Annotated in this window: 18 protein-coding genes; 8 read left to right on the top strand and 10 right to left on the bottom strand. The window is 67.3% G+C overall.

Translation table 11 applies throughout. From position 1 onward, the window contains the following. The 10 genes from HMPREF2924_RS33685 to HMPREF2924_RS33640 all read right to left on the bottom strand — a co-directional run. Positions 1-359 (bottom strand): MlaD family protein (locus HMPREF2924_RS33685; protein WP_141765592.1); only part of this gene is annotated, 359 nt, incomplete at its 3' end. Continuing rightward, positions 352-972, bottom strand: coding sequence for a paraquat-inducible protein A (locus HMPREF2924_RS33680; RefSeq protein WP_003132056.1), 621 nt, complete (start codon positions 970-972; stop codon positions 352-354). The genes HMPREF2924_RS33685 and HMPREF2924_RS33680, both read right to left, overlap by 8 nt. 661 nt (positions 973-1633) lie before the next feature. Further along, positions 1634-3217, bottom strand: coding sequence for an aldehyde dehydrogenase (NADP(+)) (locus HMPREF2924_RS33675; RefSeq protein ID WP_023094740.1), 1584 nt, complete (start codon positions 3215-3217; stop codon positions 1634-1636). A 128-nt stretch (positions 3218-3345) separates the two neighbouring features. After that, positions 3346-4341 carry an AraD1 family protein gene (gene araD1, locus HMPREF2924_RS33670; RefSeq protein ID WP_003111007.1) on the bottom strand — a complete coding sequence of 332 codons (996 nt, stop codon included), beginning with the start codon at positions 4339-4341 and terminating at the stop codon, positions 3346-3348. 27 nt (positions 4342-4368) lie between these two features. Continuing rightward, a complete protein-coding gene (locus tag HMPREF2924_RS33665) occupies positions 4369-5544 on the bottom strand; it encodes an L-lyxonate dehydratase (RefSeq protein WP_003111006.1) in 1176 nt (391 codons plus the stop codon). Between the two features lie 30 nt (positions 5545-5574). Continuing rightward, positions 5575-6897 carry an MFS transporter gene (locus HMPREF2924_RS33660; protein WP_003123448.1) on the bottom strand — a complete coding sequence of 441 codons (1323 nt, stop codon included), beginning with the start codon at positions 6895-6897 and terminating at the stop codon, positions 5575-5577. Positions 6898-7082: 185 nt separating this feature from the next. After that, positions 7083-8333: an OprD family porin gene (locus tag HMPREF2924_RS33655; protein WP_003132065.1), complete on the bottom strand. Its 1251-nt coding sequence runs from the start codon at positions 8331-8333 to the stop codon at positions 7083-7085. A 172-nt stretch (positions 8334-8505) separates the two neighbouring features. Beyond that, positions 8506-9519 (bottom strand): 4-hydroxythreonine-4-phosphate dehydrogenase PdxA, encoded by a 1014-nt coding sequence (locus tag HMPREF2924_RS33650; RefSeq protein ID WP_003123450.1) that lies wholly within the window; start codon positions 9517-9519, stop codon positions 8506-8508. Next, positions 9516-10475, bottom strand: a complete 960-nt coding sequence (locus tag HMPREF2924_RS33645; protein WP_003113699.1) for an amidohydrolase family protein — start codon at positions 10473-10475, stop codon at positions 9516-9518. The genes HMPREF2924_RS33650 and HMPREF2924_RS33645 overlap by 4 nt, the downstream gene beginning before the upstream one ends. Continuing rightward, positions 10468-11793 carry an MFS transporter gene (locus HMPREF2924_RS33640; RefSeq protein WP_003132068.1) on the bottom strand — a complete coding sequence of 442 codons (1326 nt, stop codon included), beginning with the start codon at positions 11791-11793 and terminating at the stop codon, positions 10468-10470. Before HMPREF2924_RS33640 ends, HMPREF2924_RS33645 begins: the two co-directional genes overlap by 8 nt. A 266-nt stretch (positions 11794-12059) precedes the next feature. On the opposite strand from HMPREF2924_RS33640, the gene HMPREF2924_RS33635 reads away from it, so the two are divergent. The 8 genes from HMPREF2924_RS33635 to HMPREF2924_RS33600 all read left to right on the top strand — a co-directional run bounded on the left by HMPREF2924_RS33635 (position 12060) and on the right by HMPREF2924_RS33600 (position 19301). Further along, positions 12060-13073: a Bug family tripartite tricarboxylate transporter substrate binding protein gene (locus HMPREF2924_RS33635; protein ID WP_003111000.1), complete on the top strand. Its 1014-nt coding sequence runs from the start codon at positions 12060-12062 to the stop codon at positions 13071-13073. Between the two features lie 27 nt (positions 13074-13100). After that, on the top strand, positions 13101-13631 hold the full coding sequence (locus HMPREF2924_RS33630) for a tripartite tricarboxylate transporter TctB family protein (protein WP_003110999.1): 531 nt from the start codon (positions 13101-13103) through the stop codon (positions 13629-13631). Continuing rightward, positions 13628-15148 carry a tripartite tricarboxylate transporter permease gene (locus HMPREF2924_RS33625; RefSeq protein WP_003089051.1) on the top strand — a complete coding sequence of 507 codons (1521 nt, stop codon included), beginning with the start codon at positions 13628-13630 and terminating at the stop codon, positions 15146-15148. Before HMPREF2924_RS33630 ends, HMPREF2924_RS33625 begins: the two co-directional genes overlap by 4 nt. Before the next feature lie 67 nt (positions 15149-15215). Further along, positions 15216-16163 (top strand): LysR family transcriptional regulator, encoded by a 948-nt coding sequence (locus HMPREF2924_RS33620; RefSeq protein WP_003089050.1) that lies wholly within the window; start codon positions 15216-15218, stop codon positions 16161-16163. An 81-nt stretch (positions 16164-16244) separates the two neighbouring features. Then, positions 16245-16721: a hypothetical protein gene (locus HMPREF2924_RS33615; protein ID WP_003132071.1), complete on the top strand. Its 477-nt coding sequence runs from the start codon at positions 16245-16247 to the stop codon at positions 16719-16721. 297 nt (positions 16722-17018) lie between these two features. Beyond that, positions 17019-17825, top strand: coding sequence for an ABC transporter substrate-binding protein (locus tag HMPREF2924_RS33610; protein WP_003124678.1), 807 nt, complete (start codon positions 17019-17021; stop codon positions 17823-17825). A gap of 80 nt (positions 17826-17905) precedes the next feature. After that, complete coding sequence (locus HMPREF2924_RS33605; RefSeq protein ID WP_003089046.1) at positions 17906-18622, top strand: amino acid ABC transporter permease; 717 nt, start codon at positions 17906-17908, stop codon at positions 18620-18622. A gap of 1 nt (position 18623) precedes the next feature. Further along, positions 18624-19301 (top strand): amino acid ABC transporter permease, encoded by a 678-nt coding sequence (locus tag HMPREF2924_RS33600; RefSeq protein WP_003113694.1) that lies wholly within the window; start codon positions 18624-18626, stop codon positions 19299-19301. Positions 19302-19306: the final 5 nt, after the last annotated feature.

Raw genomic sequence — 19306 nt, 5'->3', positions numbered from 1 at the left:
GTTTCCAGGCCGGTGACGCCAGCCAGGGAAACCCGCGGCTTGACCAGCCAGAAGCGGGTACCCTTGCTCAGGTACTGGCGCGCCTCCTTGTCCATTTCGATGGTGGCCACCACGCCCTTGATATCTTCGCTGACATCCAGCGCGACGACCTTGCCGACCGCGATGCCCTTGTACAGCACCTCGGTCTTCTTCGCCTGGATGCCATCGCTGCTCTCGAAGCGCACCTGGATCAGCACCCCTGCCTGGTCGTAGGCGCGCCAGCCCAGCCAGGCCCCGATAGCCAGGGCCACCAGCGGCAGCACCCAGATCGCCGACCAGTTCGAGGTCTTGTGTTTCTTCGGGCTTGGCAAATCACTCATTCTCGTCGTCCAGATTGGTGTTGTCCCAGATAAGCCGGGGGTCGAACGTCACGGCGGCGAGCATGGTGAGCACCACCACGCTGGCGAAGGCGGCGGCGCCGAGGTTGGCCTCGATGCTCGCCAGGTTGCCGAAATTCACCAGCGCCACGAGGATGGCGATGACGAAGATATCGAGCATCGACCAGCGCCCGACCCATTCGATGAAGCGGTACATCATGATTCGCTGGCGGGCCGACATCGGCTGGTGCCGCTGCACCGAATAGAGCAGCAGGGCGATGCCGACCAGCTTGAAGGTGGGGACGACGATACTGGCGACGAACACCACCAGGGCGATGGGAAGCATGTCGGCCTGGATCAGGGTCACGACCCCGCCCATGATGGTCGCCGGGGAGCCCTTGCCGAGCATGTTGACGGTCATGATCGGCAACAGGTTGGCGGGAACGTAGAGAATCATCGCCGAGATCAGCAACGCCCAGGTACGGGCAATGCTGCTCGGCCGCCGAGGATGCAGCTTCGCGCCGCAGCGACTGCAACGCGGATGCTCGTTCCCGTCGGCGCGATTCAACTGGTGGCACTCGCCGCAGACCAGAATGCCGGCATCGATCGCACGCATTGTCGTTCTCCAGGATCTCTGCCGGGACGGTGATGGTTTGTCGTCGTCCAGCGCGGCGGCCAACCTGTGCCTTGCCCGGCAGGGAATGGGCACGGGGAAACCACCTGTCGGGGGAGGCTGCCGTCGGAAGACGATTCTGTTCGGGGCGTTACAGCGATGGCATGGGTTCGGCCACTCACGCGCATCAGTTGTCCGCTCGGCTCGATCTGGCCAGGCTGGGCCGGACTCGCTATTCATGCCGCTTGGACGACGATCGAGCGCTGGGATCGCATGATGCTTATATAGTTCACATGAGTCAATATTGTCTCATGTGTTTTTCACCATCGCGCTATACGGAGCCAAGCGGCGATCCTGCCAGGGGGGCATCATGGCATTCGCCACGGAAGGAAGGACCCCCGGAGAGATTGTGGCGCGCCTCCTGTCTCATGCCGATGCAAGTGGCGGTATCGGCCGAGAATCCCTCGACACCGAGAAGCGGCTTTTCCGCGTCCAGGCATGGGACGATAGGAGCACTCGGGTAGCCCTGGATCGATACTCGCTTTGCTCATTCGGGGTACAGGCAGGAACACCGGCGGGCCTCTTCCGGGGCTCCTCCAGTGTCCTGCTGCACACCTCTGAGGCTCCGATATCCTCCGACCCTCGTCTTTGCCCGGTTCCTCTTTCAGTCAATCGCCGCCCGCGTCTCAACCCCGTCCACCAACCGCGCAATCCCCAATGGGTTGCCATCCTTCAGCGCTTCCGGCAGCCACGCGTCCGGGTAGTTCTGGTAGCACACCGGGCGCAGGAAACGGTCGATGGCCAGGGTGCCCACCGAGGTGCCGCGGGCGTCCGAGGTGGCCGGGTACGGGCCGCCGTGGACCATCGCGTCGCAGACTTCCACGCCGGTCGGGTAGCCGTTGAGCAGCAGGCGCCCTGCCTTCTGTTCCAGGAGCGGTACCAGGTCGGCGAAGGACGCCAGGTCTTCCGCTTCGGCAATCAGGGTTGCGGTGAGCTGCCCGTGCAGCCCATGCAGCGCGCGCTTCAGTTCGGCGTGGTCGGCGACCTCGACGACCACGCTGGCCGGGCCGAAGACTTCTTCCTGCAGCAACTCGTCGCCCTCCAGCAGCAGGCTGACGTCCGCCTGGAACAGTTGCGGCCGGGCCTGGCGGCCCTCCTGCGGCTGCCCGGCGAGGTGGCGGACGCGCGGGTGGGCGTGCAGCGCCGCCAGGCCTTTTTCATAGCTGGCCAGCGTGCCGGCATTGAGCATGGTCTGCGCCGGCTGGTCGTCCATGCGGGCGGCGAAGCGTTCGAGGAACGCCGAGAATTGCGCAGAGCGGATGCCGATGACCAGGCCCGGATTGGTACAGAACTGGCCACAGCCGAGTACCACCGAGGCACTCAGTTCGTCGGCCACGGCCTCGCCGCGCTTCTTCAGCGCTGCCGGCAGCAGCACCACCGGGTTGATGCTGCTCATCTCGGCGAACACCGGGATCGGCTGCGCCCGGGCGGCCGCCATGTCGCAGAGGGCGCGGCCGCCCTTCAGCGAACCGGTGAAGCCGACCGCCTGGATCGCGGGGTGGCGGACCAGCCGCTCCCCTACTCCGCCGCCGTAGATCATGTTGAACACGCCCGCCGGCATGCCGGTGCGCTCGGCCGCGCGGAGGATCGCCGCGGCGACCCGTTCGGCGGTGGCCATGTGTCCGCTGTGCGCCTTGAACACCACCGGGCAGCCGGCGGCCAGGGCCGCGGCGGTATCGCCGCCGGCGGTGGAGAACGCCAGGGGGAAGTTGCTCGCGCCGAACACCGCCACCGGGCCGAGGCCGATCCGGCACTGGCGCAGGTCGACGCGTGGCAGCGGCTTGCGTTCGGGCCGGGCGCGGTCGATGCGCGCGCCATGGAAGTCGCCGCGCCGCAGGACTTCGGCGAACAGGCGCAGCTGGCCGCTGGTGCGGCTGCGTTCGCCCTGGATGCGCGTGGCCGGTAGCGCGGTTTCACGGCAGACGATGGCGACGAAATCAGCGTCCAGCGCGTCGAGTTCGGCGGCGATGGTATCGAGGAATTCCGCGCGGCGGCTGGCCGGCAGTTGCCGGTAGTGCGGGTAGGCGCTGGCGGCGGCTTCGGCGGCGGCGTCCACTTCTTCCGGGGTGGCTTGCACGAAGCCGTACGGCAGCGCCTCACCGCTGGCGGCGTCGAGGCTTTGCAGGAAGAGCGTGCCGGCCGCGCTGCGGGCGCCGCCGATGAAGTTGTGTCCGAGGATGGCTGTCATGTCGACCTCATACAGGGGAAGCCCCGCCGGGGATGGCCGGCGGGGTTGGAGCCAAGGCTCCGCAGGAATGAAGGAAACCGTGCCGCGGGTCTCTCGTGGAGCTCCGGCCTATGCACGGCGGTGGGGCTTCAGAGCGCTACCACCCGCCCCGGCGTCAGTGCGGTCTCGACGGCGGCGATGCCATTGCGCAGCGGCGCGCCGAACTCGGCCATGGCGATCTCGAAGACATCCCCCGGAGCAGCCTTGATCCCGTCGGCGAAGGACAGCGTGGCGGTACCGAAGTAATGCACGTGGACGTCGCCCGGACGGAGGAACTGCGCGTACTTGAAATGGTGGTACTCGAGGTTCTCCAGGCTGTGGCACATGTTGTCCTCGCCGGAAAGGAACGCCTGCTGCCAGAGCACTTCGCCGTCGCGCAGGATCCGGCTCTCGCCCTGCAGGTGGCGCGGCAGTTCGCCGACTCGCAGCTCCGGCCCGTAGCAGCAGGCGCGTAGCTTGGAATGCGCCAGGTACAGGTAGTTGCGGCGCTCCATCAGGTGGTCGGAGAACTCGTTGCCCAGGGCGTAGCCGAGCCGGTAAGGCCGGCGGTCATCGCCGATCAGGTAGAGCCCGACCAGCTCCGGTTCCTCGCCGGCGTCCTCGGCGAAGGCCGGTAGCGGGAAGTCCGCGCCGGGGCGCACGACGATGCCGCCGTCGCCCTTGTAGAACCATTCAGGCTGCGCGCCGACCTGGCCCGCCGGTGGCTTGCCGCCCTCCAGGCCCCACCTGAAGATGCGCATGGTGTCGGTCAGCGCGGTCTCGTCGCCCTGGTTCTGCTGGTGCATGCGGTCGCGCGTCGCGGCGCTGCCCAGGTGGGTCAGGCCGGTGCCGCTGACCAGGCAATGGGCCGGGTCGTCATGATCCAGCGGCGGCAGCACCCTTCCCTCCTCCAGCAACCCGGCATAGTCCGGGCCTGGCTCGCTGCCTCGGCGCAGCACCTCGTCGTGCAGGCCGCTGCCCGCGCGAATCGCCGCCAGCCCCAGTTCGCGCGTGCTGCGCACGCCGCGCAGCACCTGTATCCCGGCGCCTTCGACGACGCCGACCCGGCGCTGCCCTGCCCGGTCCTCGAATTGAATCAGCCGCATCTCGGCTCCTCCTGTGGGCTCCGACTATCACTCGATGATGATGAAATCCTTGAGGTGCTCTTCGGATATCTCCAGGCCCAGGCCGGGCTTGTGGTCGTCCAGCTGGATATAGCCGTCGACCGGCTGCGGCTCGCCCTTGAACACGTAGTAGAACAGCTCGTTGCCGACCTCGACGTCGAACACCGGGAAGAACTCGGCCATCGGCGAGGCGGTGCTGGCCATGGTCAGGTGATAGTTGTGCAACTGTCCGGCGTGCGGGATCACCGGCACTGACCAGGCCTCGGCCATGGCGTTGATCTTGCGCGCGGCGGTGATCCCGCCGACGCGGTTGGTGTCGTACTGGATGACGTCCACCGCGCGGCGCTCCAGCAGGTCCTTGAAGCCGTGGCCGGTGAATTCGTGCTCGCCGCCGGAGATCGGCATGATCCCCATCTTCTTCAGCTCGACGTAGCCCTCGATGTCATCGGCGATCACCGGCTCCTCCAGCCAGCGCGGTTCGAACTCGGCGAGCTTCGGCAGCATCCGCCGGGCGTATTCCAGGGTCCAGCCCATGTAGCATTCGAGCATGATGTCGATGTCCGGCCCGGCCAGTTCGCGTAGCGCGCGGACCTGCTCGATGTTCCTGCGCATGCCCGCCGGGCCGTCCTTGGGGCCATAGCCGAAGCGCATCTTCAGCGCGGTGAAGCCCTGGTTCAGGTAGCCCTGGGCCTCTTCGAGGAAGGCGTCGAGGTTGTCGTTGGCGTAGAGCTTCGAGGCGTAGGTCCAGATCTTCTCCTTGGTGCGGCCGCCGAGCAGCTTGAACACCGGCTTGTTCACCGCCTTGCCCATGATGTCCCAGATCGCCAGGTCCACCGCCGAGATGGCTGCCATGCCGATGCCCTTGCGGCCCCAGGCGTGGGTGCGGCGATACATCTTCTGCCAGATGTACTCGTTGTCGAACGGGTCTTCGCCGATGCAGATCGGCGCCAGGTAGAGGTCGACGATTTCCTTCGCCACGCGCGGCGCCAGGGCGCAGTTGCCGATGCCGACGAGGCCGTCGTCGGTCTCGATCTCCACCACCAGCCAGCCGTGGAAGCGGAACGAGCCCATGGCGTCTCCCTTCTCGAATAGGATGTCGCTGGCATTGGTGCAGAAGTGCGCCTGCGGCGGGACGACCTTGCCCTTCCATTCGAAGACGCGGGTACGGACGGATTTGATTTTCATGTCGCAGCTCCTATCGGTGCGTAGTGTGAGTCAGCCGGCCTGCCGCGCTCGCAGCGGGACGGACGACGATCCGGAAGTCTTCAGCCGGGCCAGCAGGCAGGCGCCGAGCAGGCCGACGGCGGCCAGGGCGAACATGCCGGCGCGCGGGTCGGCGAACTGGCTTTCCATGAGGGTCTTGAGGTTCGGCGCGACGAAGCCGCCGAGGTTGCCCAGGGAGTTGATCAGGGCGATGCCGCTGGCCGCGGCCGCACCGCTCAGGTAGCCGGTGGGAAGGGTCCAGAACAGCGGCTGCACCGAGACGAAGCCGGACGCGGCGAAGCAGAAGGCGATCACCGCCAGGCCCAGGTTGCCGGCCAGCGCCGAGGCGGCGATACCGGCTGCGGCCATGCCCAGCATGGCCACCGCGAGCTGGCGATGCTGGCCGCTGCGGTCGGCCTGGCGGGTCACCAGGCGCGTTACCACCAGGGCGCAAGCCCAGGGAATCGCGGTGATCAGGCCGACGTTCAGGCCGACCTGGCCGTCGAGGAAGCTGGCGATGCGGGTCGGCAGGTAGAACACCACGCCGTACACGCTCATCTGGATGGTGAAGTAGACCAGGCAGAACTTCAGCACCTGGCCGCTGCGCAGAGCGCTGAGGAAGCCGTGCGGGCCGCGTGCCTGTTTGCGGGTGTCTTCTTCGGCCAGCTCGCCTTCCAGCGCCCGCTTCTGCTCGTCGCTCAGCCAGCCGGCATCGCGCGGGCGGTCGACCAGGTAGAAGTAGGCGGCAATGCCGACCAGCGAGGCCAGCAGGCCCTCGGTGACGAACAGCCACTGCCAGTTGGCCAGGCCGAAGATGCCGTGGAACTCCAGCAGCCAACCGGACAGCGGACCGCCCAGTACCAGCGCCAGCGGCAGGCCGAAATAGAACAGGCCAAGCGCCTGGGCACGGCTGCGCTGCGGGAACCAGTAGGTGAGGTAGAGGATGATGCCGGGGAAGAAGCCCGCCTCGGCGACGCCCAGCAGGAAGCGCAGGACATAGAAAGTCATGGCGTCGTCGGCGAACATCATCGCCGCCGAGACCAGGCCCCAGGTGACCATGATCCTGCACAGCCAGACCCTGGCGCCGAGGCGGTGCAGCATCAGGTTGCTGGGTACCTCGAAGCAGGCATAGCCGATGAAGAAGATGCTCGCGCCGAACGCGAAGGCGGCATCGCCGAGGCCGGTGTCGGCTTGCAGGAAGGCCCGCGCGTAACCGACGTTGGCCCGGTCGATGAAAGCCAGTACATACATCAGGACCAGGAAAGGCAGGAGCCGCAGGCGGCTGGTGGCGATCGCCGAGGACAGCAGCCTGGCGTGGTCGTTCATGGCGCTCATGGAGGGCTTCCTTCTTGTTGTTGTTCGACGCGGAGGCGGCATGGCCGCTTGCGTTGGGCCGACTGTAGCCAGGCCGCTCCCGCGCGGATAATCACTTCTGCGCATTCATCGATAACCCCAGGCAATACCTTTTCACCAATCAGCCAATCGCCGGTTATCGGGCAGCAGCGAGAACGGCCCTGCGCTCAGAGCAGCGGCAGGGAATACGAGAGGATCAGGCGGTTCTCGTCGACATCGGCGGTATGGTTGGACCGCAGCATGGCGTTGCGCCAACGCAGGCCGAGGTTCTTCAGCGGGCCGCTCTGGATCACGTAGGCGACGTCCACGTCGCGTTCCCAGGCGCGGCCGTCGTCCATCGCCTTCGTCCGGGCATGGGCGCCGCTGGCGTAGCGGGCCATGGCGGTCAGCCCGGGAATGCCCAGGGCGACGAAGTCGTAGTCGTAGCGCAGTTGCCAGGAGCGCTCGCCGGCGCTGGTGAAGTTGCGCACCTGGATGTCGTTGACCAACGGCGTGCTGGTGCCGGCGATGTAGAGCATCCCGTCGTCGCCGTACATGCGCTGGTAGCCGGCGCCGAGGCTGTGGCGGCCGCGGGTCGCGCTGAAGAAACCGGTCAGCGCGCGATTCTCCAGATCACCGAGCTTCGCGGCACCTTCGTCGCGCGTGTCGAAGAGCCCGACGCTGGCGCCCAGGCGCCAGCCGCCGAAGCTCTGCTTGTGGCTCAAGCTGTAGTAGTCCTGCCGGTAGATGTCTTGCAGTCGCGCCTGCCACAGCCCGACCTGGCTGCGCTCGGCATTGAAGCGGTACTCCGCGCCCAGGTAGTCGAAACGGTCGGAGAACACCCCGCCGCGCCCATCCACCGAGAGGTCCTGGTGGTCGCTGGAGTTGCGCTGGCTGAGCGAACGCATCTGCCCGCCGTGCAGGGTCAGGCCGGCGATTTCCCTGGAGGTCAGCATGCCGCCCTGGAAGGTCTGTGGCAGCAGGCGGCCGTCGTTGCGCAGGAGGATTGGCAGTTCCGGCAGCAGTTCGCCGAGCTTCAGCTCGGTATTCGACAGCTTCAGCTTCGGCGCCACGCCCAGTCGCGCGTAGTCGTCCGCTGCGCGTCCGTCGGCGTGGCGTGGCAGCAGCCCGGAGCCGGCACGATCAGGGCTGCTGTCGAGCTTCAGGCCGAGCTGGCCGATCAGCTCGACGCCGAGGCCCAGGGTGCCCTGGGTATAGCCGGATTTTGCCTGTAGGAGAAAGCCTTGGGCCCACTCCTCCTGTTTCGACTGCGCCGCGCCGGGCTGGCGGAAGTCGCGATTGAAATAGAGATTGCGCAGGCCGAGGCTGACGCTGGCGTCTTCGATAAAGCCCTCGGCGCCGGCGAGCGACGGCAGGCCGGCCAGCAGGACCGGGGCGAGCGAGGCGGATTTCAGCAGGTTCGGAGCGGAACGGGTCATTGTTGTTTTTCCTTTTCCCAGGCCGAAGCGAGCCGTGGAGCGCTGCGGCTCCAGGCGATGTGTCTCTCGTCGAAGGTGCGACGCCTCCTGCCCCGCCGCGACGGTACAGGGAGGCGCCAGGGAGCGCGTTACGAAGGGGCGGCGCTCTGGTTGTCGCGTCGCATGCAGGCGATCAGGCTTTGCGCCTGCCCATCCGGCAGGCGATCTCGAACGCCTGGCGGGTGGCGCCGACGTCGGCCCTTCCCTGCCCGGCGATATCGAAGGCGGTACCGTGGGCCGGCGTAGCGATGGGGATCGGCAGGCCGCCCTGGACGGTCACGCCGCGGGAGAAGCCCATCAGCTTGATCGCGATCTGCCCCTGGTCGTGGTACATGGTCACCACCGCGTCGAAGGCACGGGCGTCGCCCTGCACTTTGAGGAAAATGGTGTCGGCGGGATACGGGCCGTCGGCGGCGATCCCCTGTTCGCGCGCCTTCTGCACCGCCGGAGCGATGATGTCCAGCTCCTCGCGGCCGAAGCTGCCGTTGTCGCCGTTGTGCGGGTTCAGTCCGCAGACGCCGATGCGCGGCCGCGCCAGGCCGCTGCGGCGCAGCGCGTCGTCGATCAGGCGGATCGCCTCCCCTACCCGCTCCTGGCTGAGCAGGCCCGGCACCTCGGCCAGGGCTACGTGGGAGGTCACCCGCGAGGTCCAGAGGTCGTCGAGGACGTTGAACTCGCAGAACGGGCCGCCGAACCCCAGGCGCTCGGCGAACCAGTGCAACTCGTCGCTGTGGTCCATGCCGGCCATGTGCAGCGAGGTCTTGTTCAGCGGGCCGAAGAGGATCGCGTCGGTCCTGCCGCTGCGGGTCAGTTCGAGGGCCAGCGCGAGGGTTTCCAGGCTGTAGCGGCCACCGACGGCGCTCGCTTCGCTGCGTGGGAACTCGTCCCCGCCCTGGCTGAGCCAGGGATGCAGCAGTGGCGTGGCGTCGGCGAAATCCAGGGTCTCCAGCGCGTCGATGCGTCGGTAGGGGAATTCGCAGCCGGCGATGCGCATGCCGCGGCGCATTTCCGCTTCGTCGGCGATCAGCACGATGTGCGCCTTCTCGCGCACCTCGGTGTCGGCCAGCAGGCGGGCGATCAGTTCCGGGCCGATGCCGGCCGGATCGCCCAGGACCATGGCCAGTCGCGGTAGGGATGGAGCGTTCATGGGGAAGTCCTCGGGTCGGGCGACGCCTGCTGCAGGCGCACGGTGTCGGGTACGGTGCGGTAGATGCGCCGCGCGTTGCTATGGAAAAGCCGTTCCTGGTCGGCGTACGGCAGGTCGGCGACGATGCGTTTGAAACCGCCATAGATGTCGTCGAACGAGCCGCACAGGCTGTCCACCGGGAAGTTACTGGCGAACATCGCCCGCTCGACGCCGAACAGGGCGATGCTTTCGCGGACGATCCAGGCGTTGTCCTCGACGCTCCAGCGCCGGCCGGCCTGGCCGATGCCGGAGATCTTCAACGCCACGTTGGGGCATTCGGCGAAGCGCGCCATGGCCCGTTGCCAGGCGGCCAGCCCCTCCTCGCTGCGATCGGACGGCAGGCCGGCGTGGTTGAGCACGATCAGCGTATCGGGGAAGTCGCGCGCCAGGCATGCGGCCTCGGCGAGGTTCCACCAGGGTGTCTGCAGGTCGAAGTGCAGGCCGTGCCGGGCCAGCTCGGCATAGCCGCGACGCCAGCGCTCGTCGCTCATCAGGCTGCGCAGCTCGCCGACCTGTTGCGGGCGTTGCGGACCGCCGGGCTTGTGGCGGACGCTGCGGACCCGTGCGAAGCCCGCCTGCGCCGCCAGCACCTCGGCGGCGTCCGGCGCGTCCAGCCAGGCCTGCGCCACCACCGCGTGGGGCGCGCCATGGCGTTCGGCGAGGTGATGCACGAAGCGGGTTTCGCCGAGCGGATCGCGCGGGTCCCACTCGGTTTCCACGTAGACCGTCTCGACCACCCGGTGTGCGCCGACGTCGCCGAAGTAGTCCGCCGGCAGGTAGCGGCGCTTGATCGCGCTGTAGTCGCCGTAGCGGAACGGAATCTTGGCGTCCTCCGCGAGCCAGGGGTGGTAGTTCGCCTGCGGGTCCCAGAAATGATGATGGGCGTCGACGATCGGCCCGTCGTACAGCTCAGCCATGCTTTGCCTCGGTCTTGTCCAGGGAAATCAGCAGGGTGCCGGCGATGAAGGCTGCCGAGCAGAGGGCGAAGAAGCCCAGCACCGCGGCATATCCGCCCAGGTGTTGCAGCAGCAGCCCGACCAGGATCGGCACGGCGATGCCGCCGAGGCTGCCGGCCATGTTCATCACCCCGCCGACCAGGCCGACCCGGGCCGGAGCGGCGAGCAAGGCCGGAAAGCTCCAGTACAGGCTGCCCCACATCAGGAAGAAGGCGGTCAGCGCCAGCAGGGTCACGGCGGCATAGGCATCTTCCAGGCTCGGCAACAGCAGGAAGGCGACCAGCGCCGCGAGGCCCGAGACCGTCAGCAGGCCCTTGGCCGCCAGGCCGCGGCGCACGCCCTTGCGGATCAGCAGGTCGCAGAGGAAGCCGCCGACCAGGGAACCGACGGCGCCGCAGAGGAAGATGACGAAGGTCGCGGCGCCGATACCCTTGATATCGAAGCCGCGCGCCTGCGCCAGGTAGCTAGGACCCCAGGTCAGCAGGCCGAAGAACACCATGGCCCAACTGGCGCGGCCGAGGACGATACCGACCAGGGAGCGGCCGGCGATGCCCAGTCTTCCGCCGGCCTGGCAGTCCGCTTCGGCGAGCGGGGTGGTGCGGTCGGCGTTGATCCGGTCCAGCTCGGCGGCGTTGACCCCGGGATGCTCGGCCGGGTCGTCGCGCAGGTAGTGCCAGGCCAGCCAGGCCATGGCCAGGGTGGCGATGCCGGCGATGAAGAAGGCGCTGCGCCAGGAGCCGAGCACGGCGATCAGGTAGGCGATGACCAGTCCGCCGAGAGCGACGCCAAGCGGCCCTCCGCAGTCCATCAGCACGGCGCCGCGGCTGCGTTCGCTGGAGCCCAGCCACAGCGAGTTGAGCTTGCCGCCGGAGGGGAACAGCGGCGCTTCCGCCGCGCCCAGGGCGACCCGGGCGAACATCAGCGACAGGCCGCCGCTGGCGAAGGCCGCGAGGGTCTGGAAGGCTCCCCAGAGGCCGGTGGACCAGCCGATCACCCGGCGCGGGCCGTAGCGGTCGATCAGCCAGCCGCCGGGAATCTGCAACAGCGCGTAGGCCCAGAAGAAGCTGCTGAGGATCAGCCCCTGCGTGCTCGGCGTGAGCTGGAATTCACCGGCGATGGTGGGCATGGCGATGGACAGCGAGACCCGGTCGACCAGGTTGATCACCGTCAGGGCGAAGACGATGGCGAAGATGCGCCAGCGGACGTTGCTGGGTTTTGCGGCAGTGGCCTTGTCCTGGGCAGGATCAGCCTGGAGCACGGCAGTCTGTGCCTGAGCCATGGGTCGTACCTCTTTTATTGTTGTTCTTGTGCTGCGGAACTGGGTTGGCAGGTCCGGCAGGCCCACTATCCGGCTTTCCATCGATAACCGTCTAATCAAAGCTGCTCATACGGCCATTTCCTACGGTTATCGCTCCAGATGTCCGACATCCGCTTCCACTCATAACCCCAGGCTATCGGTGTATGCCTTATTTTGAGTGGACGCTTATCGGTGCGCTTCGCACACTCCGCTCTACCCATAACAACAATGACAACCAGAGGTCCTCCATGCGTACCGCATATGCGCGCTCCGTCCCCTCCTTCCTGGCCGCTTGCGCCCTGCTCTGCTGCACCGCCCTGCCCGCCCTGGCGGCTGCCTGGAAACCCGAAGAGAACCTGGAGATCGTCGTCGCCGGCGGTCCCGGAGGCGGCACCGACCAACTCGCCCGCCTGGTCCAGTCGGCGATCAGCCAGAACAAGCTGCTCGACGTCAACACCGTGGTGCTGAACAAGGGCGGCGGCAACGGCGCCGAAGCCTTCCTCGACCTGAAGCTGGCCAAGGGCAACGCGCACAAGCTGGTGATCGGCACCAACAATGTCTACCTGCTGCCGTTGGTGGCCCGGCTGGGCTACCAATGGACCGACCTGACGCCGGTGGCGGCGGTGGCCGAGGACGACTTCATCCTCTGGACCTACCAGGCGGCGCCGTGGGCGGACGCCGCGGCGTTCCTCGCCGATCTGAAGAAGGACGCGGCAGGCATGCGCTTCGGCGGCAGCCAGTCGAAGGACGTCGACCAGACTCTAAGCCTGCTGCTCGGCAAGCAGGTCGGCGGCAAGCTGACCTACATCCCCTTCAAGAGCGGCAGCGAGGCGTCCATCCAGTTGGCCGGCAGGCACATCGCCGCCAACCTCAACAACCCGGCGGAAAGCCTCAGCCAGTGGCGCGGCGGCCAGGTCCGGCCGCTCTGCGTGTTCAGCCACGAGCGCATGATCTACACCGCCAAGGTCGCTGCCGAGCAGTCCTGGGCGGACATCCCCACCTGCCACGAACAGGGCCTGGGCATCGACCAGTACCGCTTCCCGCGCACCGTGTTCCTGCCCGGCGGAGTCAGCGACGAGCAGCGCGCCTTCTACGTCGAGTTGATGCGCAAGGTCAGCCAGACCGCCGAGTTCAGGGACTATGTCGAACGCTCGGCGCTGGCGCCGACCTTCCTCGCTGGCGAGGACCTGGTGAGCTACATCGAGAAGGACCGCCAGCGCGTCATCCCGCTGTTCCAGGAAGCCGGCTGGCTTCGCCAGTAACCCGCGTAGCGCGACCAGGAGACGAACATGTCCAGCTCATCCAATGCGCCGCTGGTCGCCACCCGCTGGGTGGAGATCGGCCTGGCGCTGTTCACCGCCGCGCTCGGCGCGATCGTCATGTACGGCAGCCAGGATATCGGCATCGGCTGGGGCGACAGCGGCCCCGAGGCCGGCTATTTCCCCTTCTACATCGGCCTGCTGCTGAGCGCCGCCAGCCTCGGCAACCTGCTCATGGCCCTGTGCCGCTGGCGGGCGCTGGGTACCTCGTTCGTCGCCCGCGCGGCCTTTCGCCGGGTGCTTGCGGTGTTCCTGCCGATCGCCGCCTACGTGGCGGCCATGCCGTTCGCCGGGATCTACCTCGCCTCCGCGTTGTTCATCGCCTGGTTCATGTGGCGCGACCGCAGCCGCGACAAACCCTACGGCGTGCCGCTGATCGTCACGCTGTCCTGCGGCGCGGCGCTGGCCAGCTACCTGGTCTTCGCCGTCTGGTTCAAGGTGCCGCTGGATGCCGGAATACTGGCCGACCTCGCGGCCTTCGTCGGGAGCGCCAGGCCATGAGCGAATTCGATTCCCTGATGCAGGGCATGAGCCTGGTCCTCAGCGCCCATCACCTCGGCCTGATGGTGATCGGCGTGCTGCTCGGCATCCTGGTCGGCGTGCTGCCGGGCCTCGGTGCGCCGAACGGGGTGGCGCTGCTGCTGCCGCTGACCTTCAGCATGTCGCCGGTGTCGGCGATCATCCTGCTTTCCTGCATGTACTGGGGCGCGTTGTTCGGCGGCTCGATCACCTCGATCCTGTTCAACATCCCCGGCGAGCCCTCGTCGGTGGCCACCACCTTCGACGGCTACCCGATGGCGCGCAACGGCCAGGCCGGCGAAGCGCTGACCGCCGCCTTCACCTCGGCGCTCCTCGGGGCGCTGGTCGGCGTGCTGCTGCTGACCTTCCTGTCCACCCATATCGCTCGCTTCGCCCTGGCGTTCAGCTCGCCCGAGTTCTTCGCCGTCTACCTGCTGGCGTTCTGCACCTTCATCGGCATGAGCCGCAACCCGCCACTGAAGACCCTGGTGGCGATGACCATCGGCTTCGCCATGGCCGCCGTGGGCATGGATACCGTGTCCGGCGACCTGCGCTTGACCTTCGACCAGCCCTGGCTGCTTTCCGGGCTGAGTTTCGAGGTGGCGGTGATCGGCCTGTTCGGCATCGGCGAGATCCTCTGCACGGTGGAGGAAGGCCTGGTGTTTCGCGGCGAGCGCGCACGCATCACGCCGATGGTGATCCTGCGTACCTGGGCCAGGCTGCCGCGCTACTGGCTGACCTGGCTGCGCAGCGCGCTGGTCGGCTGCTGGATGGGCGTCACTCCGGGCGGCCCCACCGCCGCCTCGTTCATGAGCTACAGCCTGGCGCGGCGCTTCTCGAAGAACCGCGAGAACTTCGGCAAGGGCGAGGTGGAAGGCGTGATCGCTCCGGAGACTGCCGACCACAGCGCCGGCACCAGCGCCCTGCTGCCGATGCTGACGCTCGGCATCCCCGGCTCGGCGACCGCCGCGGTGATGCTCGGTGGCCTGATGATCTGGGGGCTGCATCCCGGGCCGACGCTGTTCGTCGAACAGCACGACTTCGTCTGGGGCCTGATCGCCAGCATGTACCTGGGCAACGTGGTCAGCCTGATCGTGGTACTGGCGACCGTACCGCTGTTCGCCTCGATCCTGCGGATTCCGTTCGCCATCGTCGCGCCGATCATCGTCATGGTCTGCGCCATCGGCGCCTACTCGGTGCACAACGCCATGCTCGACGTGGTCCTGATGCTGCTGTTCGGCGCGCTCGGCTACCTGTTCAAGAAACTCGGCTACCCCATCGCCCCGCTGGTGCTCGCTGCGGTGCTCGGCGACAAGGCCGAGGACGCGTTCCGCCAGTCGATGCTGTTCTCCGACGGGCAACTCTCGGTGTTCTGGTCCAACCCGCTGGTGGCCAGCCTGACCGGCGCGGCGCTGGCGATGCTGCTCTGGCCGTTGCTGGCGCGTTGCGCCGGGGCGCTGTTCCGGCGTGGCCGGCGGAGTCTCCGGCATGCCGCCTGAGCCTGCGTCTGGCGGCGGGGTGGATTTCTTGTCACCCTGGGTCTCCCCGCCGCCAGCGAGATACGCCATGTCCCGGATTCCCGACGCCAGCATCATCCACAGCCGCCTGCGCCTGCGCCAGTTGCGCCTGATGCTGGCCCTGGAGGAACTCGGCTCGCTGCGCCGCGCCGCCGACGAGATCGGCATGACCCAGCCGGCGGCGACCAAGATGCTCCACGAGGCCGAAGACCTGCTCGGCGTCGAGTTGTTCGAGCGTTTGCCGCGCGGCATGCGCGCGACGCCTTTCGGCGAGACGCTGATCTATTACTCGCGGATGATCTTCGCCGAGCTGTCCGGGATGCGCGAGGAACTGGTTGCCCTGGAATCCGGCAACCTCGGCCGGGTCACCGTCGGAGCGATCCCGGCGCTGGCCTCGAGCCTGCTGACGCGCACCATCGCCACCCTGAAGCAGAGTCATCCACGGCTGTCGATGAGCATCCAGGTGGACACCAGCGACGTGCTGGTCCAGGCCCTGCAACAGGACCAGCTGGACGTGGTGCTCGGACGCATCCCCAGCGGCGCGCGCACCGACGACCTGGTGTTCGACAGCCTCGGCGAGGAAGAGCTCTGCGTGGTGGTCGGCGCGCAGAACCCGTTGTCGCAGGCACGCAAGCTGGACTGGGGCGAGTTGCAGGAGCTGACCTGGGTGTTGCAGCAGCACCCCAGCCCGATGCGCGGGATCGTCAACCAGGCCTTCCACAATGCGCGCATCGACCTGCCGAGCAGTATCGTCGAGACCACCTCGATCATGACCCTGCTCTCCCTGCTGCAACAGACCGACATGATCGGCATCACTCCACGCTCGGTGATCGAGGACTACCCGGGCAAGCACCTGCTGGCGATCCTGCCGATCCAGCTGGAGCCGCGCCTGCCGCCCTACGGCCTGATCACCCGACGCAACCGGGTCCACTCCTCGGCCATGCAGACCTTCATGGCCAGCGTACATGCCGAACAGGCGCGGCACCTGGCGAAGTGAGCGGCACTAGCACAAATGAGCTAATAGCCGCGAGCCGGCTGGACCTCTAACATCCTCGGGCATTTCAACGGAGTGAATGCCATGCCCTCGATCAAGCCCTTCGGTCTCGCCCTGCTCGTCCTCGGCCTCAGCGCCTGCGCGTCCCTCGGTCAGTCGGGGAATCGCGACAACGAGGTCAAGGTCGCCGCGCAGAAGCTCATCGGCCAGCCCGCCGGCAAGGCCTTCGAACTGTTCGGCAAGCCCGACCAGGGCCTCGGCCCTTCGTCCTACGGTAGCGGCGGCTTCTACGCCTGGAACCGCGTGCGGACCCACATGGGGCCGGACAAGGTCTTCATACAGACCGGCACCGAGTACGTCGGCCAGCGCGAGACCTGGGTCGGCGTCGGTGGCCAGGGGGTCGCCGGCATGGCGCCGGTGAGCAGCGAGGCGGTCTATCGCAAGACCGGCTACTACGAGAACGAGACCATCCTCGACTATTTCTGCAGCATCACCCTGTACACCGACAGCCGGGACATCATCACCGACGCCAGCGTGATCGACTGCCGGGACAGCCGCTGACGGGGCCGCCGGGCCCCGGCCTTCCTTCTCGACGACGAAACCCCGACGCGGAAGCCCTGCGGACCATGGCGTTACGCTATCGTTTTTATTTCTTTGAATCCTTGTTTTCATACCTCTTATTTCGTCTGGAAATAAGATAGATCGATTCATTCTTTTCTCCCGACCCTTGGCCCCTGCCAAACTCCCTTCGCCACGGGATACCCCCGGGCCGACATGGCGGCATTCCCATCCGGAATGTCCGCCCCACATTGCAAGGCCCTGATCGTCGATCGCGGCCGACAAGGAGCTGGAACTTTCATGAAGAAACTCCCCGCCATCACCGCCCTCGCCCTCGCCCTGATCTCCGGCCTGGCCCAGGCCGACCGCCTGGAGGACATCCGCAAGGCCGGCGTATTGCGCGTCGCGTCCTTCGACAGCAACCCGCCGTTCGGCTTCGTCGACGCCAAGAGCAAGCAGATCGAAGGCCTCGACGTCGACTATGCCAAGGCCCTGGCCGACAAGCTGGGCGTCCGGCTGCAAGTGCTGCCGACCAACCCGGCCAACCGCATCCCGCTGCTGACGGCGAACAAGGTCGACCTGGTCCTGGCCAACTTCACCATCACCCCGGAGCGTGCGCAGCAGGTGGACTTCAGCATCCCCTACTTCTCCTCCGGCCAGCAGTTCATCGTCAAGAAAGGCACCCTGACCTCGCCGGAAGTCCTCAACAAGTGGCGGGTCGGCGTGGACAAGGGCACGGTCAACGAAGGCGTGCTGCGCGAGAAGTTCCCCGGCGCCAAGGTCATCGCCTACGACGACACGCCCTTCGCTTTCACCGCCCTGCGCAACGGCCAGGTCCAGGCCATCACCCAGGACGGTCCGAAGCTGATCGGCCTGCTGGCCAACGTGCCCGACCGCGACAAGTACGAAGTGCCGCCCTTCACCATTTCCAACGACCTGATCGGCGTCGGTATTCCCAAGGGCGAGAAGTCCCTGACCGAGTTCGTCGACAAGAGCCTGCGCGAGCTGGAGCAGGACGGTCAGGCGCAGAAGATCTACGACACCTGGTTCGGTCCGCAGACCAAGACCCCGCTGGCGCGCCTGTACAAGATCGGCGACAAGAGCTGAGCGGCCCGCTTCGCCCGCACGACCCGCGCGCCTCACTTCGCTGAGGCGCGTTTTTCGTTCTACCCGACGGAATCCCGCACATGTTCGGCGAACTTCTCGCCCCGCAGTACCTGCGCTGGTTGCTCGACGGCTTCCTGCTGACCCTCGGTCTTGCCCTGCTCAGTTGCCTGCTCGCCACCCTGATCGGCGCCCCCCTGGCCATCGCCCGGCTGTCGCGCCGGCGCCTGCTGTCCTGGCCGGCGCGCGCCTACCTGGCGCTGTTCCGCAATACCCCGCTGCTGGTGCAGTTGTTCTTCTGGTACTTCGGCGTTCCCGCGCTGCTGCCGGAAGCGCTGGTGAGCTGGCTGAACACGCCGCACGAGACGCCCTTGCTCGACTGGCCGTCCTTCGAGTTCCTCGCCGGTGCCTGGGGGCTGACCCTCTATACCTCGGCTTTCGTCGCCGAGGAGTTCCGCGCCGGCATCGCCTCGGTACGCCCCGAGCAGCGCGCCGCCGGCCTCGCCCTGGGGCTGACCCAGCGCCAGGTATGGCGCGTGGTGGTGCTGCCGCAGGCCCTGCGCACGGCCCTGCCGCCGCTGCTCGGGCAGTACATGAATGCGCTGAAGAACTCCTCGCTGGCGATGGCCATCGGCCTGGCCGAGCTGTCCTACGCTTCGCGCCAGGTGGAAACCGAGACCTTCAAGACCTTCCAGGCCTTCGGCATCGCCACCCTTCTCTACATCGGCGCCATCGCCCTGATCGAAGCTTTCGGCCAGGCGTTGCAGCAGACCCGCCGCTACCGCCAGGGAGGTGCCTGAGATGGATTTCTCGGTCATCTCGGACAACCTGTCCTACCTGCTGCTCGGCGCCTACCCGGACGGCCCGCTCGGCGGAGCGGCGCTGACCCTGCTGCTGGCGTCGCTCTCCGGACTGGCTTCGGCGGTGCTCGGCCTGGTCCTCGGCGTGGCCCTCGCGGTGCTGCCCGGCAAGCCGCGCCTGCTGCTGGTGGCGCTGCTCGGCTTCTTCCGCGCGATCCCGGTGCTGATGCTGATCTTCTGGACCTACTTCCTGCTGCCGATCGTCTTCCATGTCGACGTACCGGCGCTGGCCACCGTGGTCTGCGCGCTGTCGCTGATCGGCGGCGCCTACCTCGCCCACTCGGTGTACGCCGGCATCCACAGCCTCCCCGCCGGGCAGTGGGCGGCCGCCCGCGCGCTCGGACTGCGGCCGTGGCAGGTATTGCGCCTGGTGATCCTGCCGCAGGCGCTGCCGGTGATGCTGCCATCCTTCCTCAACCAGTGGGTGTCGCTGATCAAGGACACTTCCCTGGCCTACGTGATCGGCGTCGGCGAACTGTCCTTCGTCGCCACCCAGGTGAGCAACCGGGTGATGGTCCACCCGACGGAGATCTTCCTGTTCGTCGCCCTGCTCTACTTCCTGCTCTGCACCAGCCTCGACCTGGCCGCCGCGTTCCTCGCCCGCCGCCGGCGGGCCTGAGCGGC

Source organism: Pseudomonas sp. HMSC063H08 (assembly GCF_001813645.1).
In the GTDB taxonomy this organism is placed as follows: Bacteria; Pseudomonadota; Gammaproteobacteria; order Pseudomonadales; family Pseudomonadaceae; genus Pseudomonas; species Pseudomonas aeruginosa.
Note: the sequence above shows the minus strand (reverse complement) of the source record. Positions and strands in the feature narration are given on the sequence as shown.

What these genes read in the sequence shown, in the direction of transcription:
- HMPREF2924_RS33680 (WP_003132056.1), bottom strand. Translation starts at nt 972, where the DNA reads ATGCGTGCGATCGATGCCGGCATTCTGGTCTGCGGCGAGTGCCACCAG.
- HMPREF2924_RS33675 (WP_023094740.1), bottom strand. Translation starts at nt 3,217, where the DNA reads ATGACAGCCATCCTCGGACACAACTTCATCGGCGGCGCCCGCAGCGCG.
- araD1 (WP_003111007.1), bottom strand. Translation starts at nt 4,341, where the DNA reads ATGCGGCTGATTCAATTCGAGGACCGGGCAGGGCAGCGCCGGGTCGGC.
- HMPREF2924_RS33665 (WP_003111006.1), bottom strand. Translation starts at nt 5,544, where the DNA reads ATGAAAATCAAATCCGTCCGTACCCGCGTCTTCGAATGGAAGGGCAAG.
- HMPREF2924_RS33660 (WP_003123448.1), bottom strand. Translation starts at nt 6,897, where the DNA reads ATGAGCGCCATGAACGACCACGCCAGGCTGCTGTCCTCGGCGATCGCC.
- HMPREF2924_RS33655 (WP_003132065.1), bottom strand. Translation starts at nt 8,333, where the DNA reads ATGACCCGTTCCGCTCCGAACCTGCTGAAATCCGCCTCGCTCGCCCCG.
- HMPREF2924_RS33650 (WP_003123450.1), bottom strand. Translation starts at nt 9,519, where the DNA reads ATGAACGCTCCATCCCTACCGCGACTGGCCATGGTCCTGGGCGATCCG.
- HMPREF2924_RS33645 (WP_003113699.1), bottom strand. Translation starts at nt 10,475, where the DNA reads ATGGCTGAGCTGTACGACGGGCCGATCGTCGACGCCCATCATCATTTC.
- HMPREF2924_RS33640 (WP_003132068.1), bottom strand. Translation starts at nt 11,793, where the DNA reads ATGGCTCAGGCACAGACTGCCGTGCTCCAGGCTGATCCTGCCCAGGAC.
- HMPREF2924_RS33635 (WP_003111000.1), top strand. Translation starts at nt 12,060, where the DNA reads ATGCGTACCGCATATGCGCGCTCCGTCCCCTCCTTCCTGGCCGCTTGC.
- HMPREF2924_RS33630 (WP_003110999.1), top strand. Translation starts at nt 13,101, where the DNA reads ATGTCCAGCTCATCCAATGCGCCGCTGGTCGCCACCCGCTGGGTGGAG.
- HMPREF2924_RS33625 (WP_003089051.1), top strand. Translation starts at nt 13,628, where the DNA reads ATGAGCGAATTCGATTCCCTGATGCAGGGCATGAGCCTGGTCCTCAGC.
- HMPREF2924_RS33620 (WP_003089050.1), top strand. Translation starts at nt 15,216, where the DNA reads ATGTCCCGGATTCCCGACGCCAGCATCATCCACAGCCGCCTGCGCCTG.
- HMPREF2924_RS33615 (WP_003132071.1), top strand. Translation starts at nt 16,245, where the DNA reads ATGCCCTCGATCAAGCCCTTCGGTCTCGCCCTGCTCGTCCTCGGCCTC.
- HMPREF2924_RS33610 (WP_003124678.1), top strand. Translation starts at nt 17,019, where the DNA reads ATGAAGAAACTCCCCGCCATCACCGCCCTCGCCCTCGCCCTGATCTCC.
- HMPREF2924_RS33605 (WP_003089046.1), top strand. Translation starts at nt 17,906, where the DNA reads ATGTTCGGCGAACTTCTCGCCCCGCAGTACCTGCGCTGGTTGCTCGAC.
- HMPREF2924_RS33600 (WP_003113694.1), top strand. Translation starts at nt 18,624, where the DNA reads ATGGATTTCTCGGTCATCTCGGACAACCTGTCCTACCTGCTGCTCGGC.